This is a genomic window from Flavihumibacter sp. CACIAM 22H1, assembly GCF_001601815.1.
Classification (GTDB): Bacteria; Bacteroidota; Bacteroidia; order Chitinophagales; family Chitinophagaceae; genus Flavihumibacter.
This window is the reverse complement of record NZ_LUKG01000018.1, coordinates 20,263-28,292: the sequence shown is the minus strand read 5'-3', so window position 1 is coordinate 28,292 and position 8,030 is coordinate 20,263. Positions and strand designations below refer to the sequence as shown.

Annotated in this window: 4 protein-coding genes; 2 read left to right on the top strand and 2 right to left on the bottom strand. The window is 46.5% G+C overall.

All coding sequences use genetic code 11. The annotated features are described in order from the left end of the window. Together A1D16_RS07330 and A1D16_RS07325 are read left to right on the top strand one after the other, a co-directional pair. Positions 1-2,215, top strand: a 2,215-nt coding sequence (locus tag A1D16_RS07330; RefSeq protein ID WP_290708701.1) for a SusC/RagA family TonB-linked outer membrane protein, incomplete at its 5' end; no start/stop codon positions are given. 11 nt (positions 2,216-2,226) lie between these two features. Continuing rightward, a complete protein-coding gene (locus A1D16_RS07325; protein WP_290708700.1) occupies positions 2,227-3,858 on the top strand; it encodes a RagB/SusD family nutrient uptake outer membrane protein in 1,632 nt (543 codons plus the stop codon). A 127-nt stretch (positions 3,859-3,985) separates the two neighbouring features. On the opposite strand, the gene A1D16_RS07320 is transcribed toward A1D16_RS07325, so the two are convergent. Next, positions 3,986-5,422 (bottom strand): efflux transporter outer membrane subunit, encoded by a 1,437-nt coding sequence (locus A1D16_RS07320; RefSeq protein ID WP_290708699.1) that lies wholly within the window; start codon positions 5,420-5,422, stop codon positions 3,986-3,988. Beyond that, on the bottom strand, positions 5,355-8,030 hold a 2,676-nt coding region (locus tag A1D16_RS07315; protein WP_290708698.1), incomplete at its 5' end, for an efflux RND transporter permease subunit. The genes A1D16_RS07320 and A1D16_RS07315, both read right to left, overlap by 68 nt.

The window sequence follows — 8,030 nt, the reverse complement described above, 5'->3', positions numbered from 1 at the left end:
GGAGTATATAGATCAGAAACCCGATTATATGACAGCTGCTGACTTCAGGAAACTTATTGCAGACGGGGTGGTAGCGCCTTCGCAGGATTTTGGTGCTACAACGGATCTGTACGAAGAACTGATCAATAAAAATAATCTCAGCCAGTACTATAACTTTGCTGCCTCTGGCGGTACTGCACAAACCAATTACAGGGCTTCTTTGTTTTTTAATGAAGCCAATGGTATAGCTAAACAGAATGGGAGAGAGCAGTTTGGTGGAAGAGTAAATATCAACCAGCGTGGCCTGGACGACCGGCTGAGTCTGTCGGTAAACATTGCTGCTACCATGAACAAAGCCAATTTGCTTGGTGGCGGCGGCGGTGATTTCGAACAGGCTATTCAACGAAATCCAACGGCCCCTATTTATAACCCCGACGGTAGTTTTTTTGAAACGCAGGGCTACAATAATTACAACCCGCTTTCCAGGCTGGCACATAGAATTTCTGAACGAAACCAACAGACCTTTTCGGGCGATGCCCTGTTATCTCTGAAGCTGATCAAGGGACTAACGGCAAGCACCTTTGTGTCTTACGTGCGCGATAATTACAACGACCGCTATTATCGCTCAAGAAAGGACTGGGATCAGCGCCCGAATAGCGATTACCAGGGCATGGCCTATGCCTCCAAATCCAATCTTGTATACTGGAGTAAAACATTGGAGTCGACCCTCAATTATACCCGTGATATTGGCACGGATCATACCATTACCGCTCTGGCAGGATACAGTTATCAATATGAAACCACGGAAGCGTTCAATGTTAACAACAATGGGTTTACGACCGACGGGTTTCTGGATTGGAACCTGGGTGCAGGTAGTGCTATCCAAAACACCACCTTGCCGCGCCCGGGTATGGGAAGTAATAAAGTTGACAATACCCTGATCGCTTTTTTCGGACGGGTTAATTATTCCTTTAGTGATCGTTATTTCCTGACGGCAATTTTAAGGAGGGAGGGGTCTTCCCGTTTTGGCGCCAATCATAAATGGGGAAATTTTCCGGCGGTTTCTGCGGGCTGGGTAATTTCTGAAGAAGCCTTTATGCAGGATATCAGCCTTATTAATCAACTTAAACTGCGGGTTGGGTACGGGGTTACCGGTAACCAGGGGATTCCGAATTATCAGTCCATTGTAACGCTGGGGACAGGCGGTGTTTATCCGCAGAACGGCGTGTATTACCAAACCTATGGTCCTGTTCGTAATCCCAATCCCAACCTTCGCTGGGAACAAAAAGCGGAATGGAACTTTGGGTTGGATTTCGCTATACTGAATAACCGGGTTTCCGGTTCTATTGATGTATACAACAGAACTACCAAAGACCTCCTGTATAATTACAATGCACAACAGCCTTCTTTTGTGCGAGACCAGATCTATACCAATGTTGGATCAATACGTAACAGCGGGGTTGAGCTGCAGTTATCCGCCATCCCTGTTCAAAATAAAAATTTCCAATGGAATGTAGATTTTACCGGTAATACCCAGAAGAATAAACTCACACAACTGTCTAACGATGTGTTTAAAGCAAACTGGCTGGAGTTCTACGGCCTTCCCTCTCCCGGCGCATTGGGCAATGCTTTTCGCTTGGAAGAAGGGGGCGCTGTGGGTAATTTCTATGGAAAGCGCTTTGCCGGTTTTACAGAAGATGGTAAATGGCAGTTTTATAAAGCCGATGGTTCCAAAGCACCCGCCAATGAAATGAATAATGATGACCTGGTAGTTATAGGCAACGGTGTACCTAAGTTACAGCTTGCGTTAAATAACCGGTTTACCTATAAGAACTTTGACCTGACGGTGTTCTTCCGGGGAAAGTTTATGTATGATATCCTCAATACAAAGGAATTGTATTTTGGTAATAAGAACTGGTTGCCGAATAACCTCCTGAAAAGTGCCATTACTACCCATAATGCCTTAAATGATGCACCGCAGTATTCGGATTATTACCTGGAGAAAGGCGATTTTGTAAAACTGGATAACCTTACAATCGGATATAGTTTCCATTTTAATACCAAACTCATTCGAAATATGCGGTTATATATTACCGGTAGAAACCTGGCCACCTTTACCGGTTATAGCGGAATAGACCCTGAATTACAGGATACAGGTTTTGAAACCGGGGTAGACGGCCGTGGATTTTACCCGCGCACCAAATCAATGGCCATTGGCCTAACCGTTGGATTCTAAATAAGCATAGTATGAAAAAAATGACATTCAATAAAGGAAGTTTGCTGGCGGCAATTTTGCTGGTAACAACAATCAGCGGGTGTACAAAACTCGATGAAACACTCTATAGTGAACTGAATAAAAACAATTTTTATAACAATAAGGTAGAAGTAATGCAGGCCGCTCTTCGCCCTTTTACACATATGCAGGCCTGGCTGGCGCCTACCGGGCAAAACGGCTATTATTACCATGCCGAATTATCGGCCGATCAACTGGCCTGGCCGCAAAAAGGACGGCATGGTTATGATGGGGGAGATCATTTCCGGCAACATTATCATACCTGGACCTCCAACGAACCGCGCATGCGAACAGCCTGGACATTGATTTGGACAGGTGTAGGTATGATCAATGCAGCGCTGGCTGACCTCGAAAACCTGAATTATCAGGCGTTGGGAATCAGTGTAGAAGAAATGAATGCAATTGTTGCAGAGCTGCGGGTGCTGCGCGCCTACCATTATATGAAGATGATGGAACTATGGGGAAATATTCCTATTGCTGTTGTTGTGGGTGAACCATTGAATCCGCCCACACAATCAAGAGCCGAAGTATTTGCCTTTGTTAAAGAGGAACTGGAAACTTATGTGCCTAAATTATTGCCTTATTCCAATGAAATGGTGGGCAGGGTTTCCGCCGCCGCCGGTAATGCTATGCTGGCTGAATTGTACCTGAATGCAGCGTATTTTACCGGTACGGCCATGTGGGACCAAACAATTGCTGCCTGCGATAAAATAATCAGTGGCCAGTCGGGTGGCTTAAACGGTGGGCCGGCGCTGGCCGATAACCTGAATGAGACCTTCTCCAATACCAATCGGCTGGCAAAAGAAGCTTTATTCCAGTTCGCTTTTAGCCGGAAAGGGGGCTTTACGTTTGGATGGGGTGGTTTCTTCATGGGTTATGACAATATTCGTGAAGTATTGAAAGTAGGTTATGGCGGATGGAATGCCTTTGTTGTAATTCCAACGGCGTTTGATGCCTATGCTGAAAATGATCTTCGTAAGAAAGAATGGTTTCTTTTCGGACCGCAGTACAAATACGGAACCACGGAACAAATCCTGGGAACAGAAGAATACAATGGGCAGCCCTTTGCGTATGTAAACAGTATCCGAAGAGAAAGTGAAGGAGATTTGACGAGTGAAGGCAGCATGGCAGAAGGGGAAGAGAACAGTGGCGCCCGTTTCAATAAGTACAAAAGCGGAACCCTCGACGATGCGAATTACCAGGAAAATCATTACATCATTTACCGCCTTACTGAAATCTATTTCATGAAAGCGGAAGCCATTATGCGAAAGAATGGCGGTGCTGCCACCCAGGAGGCGGTGGACCTGATCAATGCCAGCAGGCGAAGGGCTTTTTCGGAAGAAGACTGGTCTGCCGCCCAATACACCACGGCCAGTTTAACCCTGGATGAACTGCTGGCTGAAAAAGGAAGGGAGTTTATTTTTGAAGGTAAACGCCGCGCCGATATTATTCGATTCGGACATTTTACCAATGGCAGTTGGTGGGACCACCAGCCAACCGGCGATGCAAGAAAAGAAATATATGCCATTCCGGCTACCCAGTTGGCAGCCAATCCCAACCTGGTACAGAACCCGGGTTATGAATAAGCAGTACAGTTAGTGTTGGTTTATACCGGGTATTTAACACCCGGTTACGTAAAACAGCTGCCTGTTACGGGTTGTACACCTGTAACAGGCAGCTGTTTAGTATTGGAAGAATGCTTGCTGCTTGTATTTATCGCCAGCCACCCCCCAATGCATGGTAGAGGTTAATAGAAGCCTGCCATTGTTTAAGCTTGGTTTCTACCAGTTCTACCCTGGCCTCCAGCGCTTCCCGCTGGGTGAACAGAACTTCTGTGTAGTCTGCTCTGGCAGCATTGAATAACCTGTTTGAAATATCTACAGACATCACCAGGTCTTCTACCTGTTGTTTTTTCTGCAGGTAGCTGTTTTCCAGGTTATTGATATTTGACACCTGGTTTTTTGTTTCGAGGAAGGCGGACAGTAGCTTTTGTTCGTATTCGTACACGGTTTGCAGCTGTTTGGCATTCGCATTCAGATAGGATGCTTTTAGTGCATTCCGGTTAATCAGTGGGGCAGCCAGGTCGCCAGCCAGGGAAAATAACATAGACTCCGGGGCTTTTAGCAGGTAGCCTGGGTTAAAGGCGCCCAGCCCAAGTGCCGACCGTATACCCAGGGAAGGATAAAATTGTGCTCTTGCTACCGATACATCCAGCTTGGCTGCGGCCAGTTCCAGTTCCGATTGCCTGATATCAGGGCGGTTAAACAGCAGTTGTGTTGGCAGGCCTGTTTGCAGGGCTGGCAGCAGGCTTTGTTCAAAATCGCCGTTATTCCTTGGTACAGGTTGAGGAAAACGCCCCAGCAGGAAATTGATGCGGTTTTCTGTCTCAGTTATCTGCTGATGGATATTGAATTCCATGCTGCGGGTATTGGCCAGCTGTGCATCGAAACGGCGTACAGCCAGCTCTGTTACCTTAGTAGCTTCTTTTTGTACTTTAACCAGCTCTAGTGCATTCTTCTGGATGGCGATATTCTGTTGCAGAATTTCCAGTTGTTTGTCAAGTGCCAGCAGTTCATAATAAGAAGCGGCAATTTCTGCTACCAGGTTGGTAACCATGAAATTTCTCCCTTCTACGGTGGAAAGGTACCGCAGGTTCGCAGCTTTGGTGGCATTGCGCAGTTTGTGCCAGATATCTACTTCCCAACTGGCATACAGGCCAATGCCAAAATCACCCAGCGGTTCCGGCATTTCTTTGCCTGGTTTGATTTCAGTGGTTGCTTCCAGGGCACCGATATTGGTATAACGCGGTACTTTGTCAACCCCTGCACCGGCTTTTACACCAACAAAGGGAAGGTATTCTCCTTTTCTTGCCCGGATCTCATTACGGCTGATTTCAATTTCCTGTAGCAGGATATTCAATTCCTGGTTATGCGACAGGGCTGTATCAATCAGTGCAATAAGTGAGGGGTCATTAAAAATAGTTCTCCAGTTAACGGAAGCGCTGTTAGTGCTGTCGGTAGTTGTATTGGTATACGCTTCCGGAACACTGGTATTGACTTCCCGGTTAACCAGTACCGGTAGCTTACAACTGGCCAGCAGCAGGGTCGTCAGTGCGATCCAGGTGTATTTTTGGATGTTTCTTTTTTCCATGATGTGAAAATTCTTCTGTTAAGGGGGTGTCTTCTTCTTTTTTGATGAGTTTACGTCCGTCTGCCAGGCTGCCGAATACATAATACAAGCCCGGAACTACAATTACGCCGAATACTGTTCCCAGCAGCATGCCTCCTGCGGAAGAGGCACCGATGGTACGGTTGCCGATGGCACCGGGGCCGGTAGCTACCAATAGGGGAAGTAATCCAGCTATAAAGGCAAAGGAGGTCATAAGGATGGGGCGGAAACGTACTTTAGCGCCTTCAATGGCTGCATCCAGCACGGTTAATCCTTGCTGTCGTTTCTGGATGGCAAACTCTACAATTAATACGGCGTTTTTGCCCAATAAGCCTACCAGCATTACCAATCCTACCTGCGCATAGATGTCATTGGCAAGTCCCATCATTTTCAATAAAAGGAACGCGCCGAATATACCTGCGGGTAGCGAAAGGATAACTGCCAGTGGAATAATAAAGCTTTCATATTGGGCAGCCAGTACCAGGTATACAAATCCCAGTACAATCAAAAAGATATACAGCGATTCGTTGCCTCTTTGTACCTCGTCTTTAGACAAACCCAGCCAGTCGATATCATATCCCTTGGGTAAGGTTTCTTTTGCCACTTCTTTGATTACATCAATGGCCTGCCCGCTGCTGTAGCCGGAGGCAGGTGATCCGTTGATGGCAGAAGAAGTGTACATATTGTAACGGGTAATCTCATTCATGCCCTGTGATTTTTTAATTTTCATAAAGGCTGAATAAGGAACCATTTCATCACGATTGTTTTTTACATAGAGCTGCATGAGATCACTCGGCATTTCGCGGTACTTGGCATCGGCTTGTACATATACTTTGAAAAATGTTCCGAAGCGGATAAAGCCCTGTTCATAGGTACTGCCAATGAGGATGGAGAGGTTGTCCATTGCCTTGCCGATTGATACCCCTTTTTGCATGGCAGCCTGGTTGTCTATTTCCAGTTCATACTGCGGGTAATTGGCTGCGAAAAAAGTAAAGAGACCGGTTAACTCTTTGCGTTTTTCCAGGGCTTCCATAAACGCAGTGTTTACTTCGCCAAAGGCTTTGTAATCGCCGGTATTGGTTTTGTCGAGCAAACGTAGGGAGAAACCACCGGTTGCACCATAACCAGGAACGGCGGGTGGTTCAAAAAATTCGATCGTAGCACCTGGTATGGTCTTCGCTTCTTTCTCCAGTTCTTCAATTACTTCGTGCACGGATTGTTTACGTTCTGACCAGTTTTTGAGGTTGATGAGGCAGGTTCCGGCATTGGAGCCCCTACCTTCGGTCATGATTTCATAACCGGCCAGGGCCGACACAGATTGTACTCCTTCGTTTTTTTCGCAGATTTCCTGCAGCTTTCGGGCAATATCATTGGTTCTTTCCAGGGTAGAGCCAGGAGGGGTTTGAATAATAGCATAGATCATGCCCTGGTCTTCGCCGGGTATAAAACCCGATGGAAGAGCTGCTGTAGTAAGCAGAATGCTGGCACAAAAAGCGATCAGCATGCCAAAGGTCAGTACCCTTCTGTGTGCAATCAGTTTCAGGAAACGGGTATAGGAACCCAGCAGGCCATTAAACTTATTATTGAACCAGTCTATAAACAGGTTGATAGGGGTCTTTTTTCTTGGCTTACCATGGTTGTTTTTGAGGATCATGGCGCAGAGAACCGGAGTAAGCGTAAGCGCCACGATACCGGAAATAACAATGGAACTGGCCATGGTAATGGAAAACTGCCGGTAAAAAACACCTACAGGTCCGCTCATAAATGCCACGGGTACAAATACCGCCGTCATCAACAAGGTAATTGCGATAATGGCACCACTGATCTCATTCAATACCTGTTTAGTGGCTTTGTAGGGTGAGAGGTGTTCTTCTTCCATTTTGGCATGCACGGCTTCCACCACCACAATGGCGTTGTCCACCACAATGCCGATGGCCAGTACCAGCGCAAACAGGGTAATAAGGTTGATGGTAATGCCGAAAAACTTCATGGCCATAAAAGCGCCTACCAGCGATACCGGTACAGCAAGGGTGGGTATGAGGGTGGAGCGCCAGTCGCCCAGGAATATAAATACCACCAGAGCAACCAGTATAAACGCTTCGGTAAGTGTATGGATTACTTTTTCAATAGAGGCATCCAGGAATGTAGATACATCATAACTGATCTGGTACTCCATTTCCGGGGGGAAGGAAGTTTTTTTAATTTCTTCCAGCTTTTCTTTTACTTCTTTGATTACTTCTGTAGCGTTGGACCCATAGGTTTGTTTTAATACGATAGCGGCAGAAGGATGGTTGTCGAGGTTGGAATAGATATCGTAAAACTCACTACCAAGTTCAACTTCGGCAACATCTTTCAGGTGAAGAATTTCCCCGTTTGGCGTGGCGCGTATAATGATGTCTTCATATTGCTCGGGTTTGTTATACCGGCCCGGATAGGTGAGTACATATTCGAGCGACTGGGAGCGTTTTCCCGTACTCTGTCCAAGCCGGCCCGGAGATCCGATAATACTTTGTTCGGCCATCGCTTCCATTACTTCTTCCGTGGAAACATTGTAGGCACGCATCCGGTCGGGTTTTAACCATATCCGCAT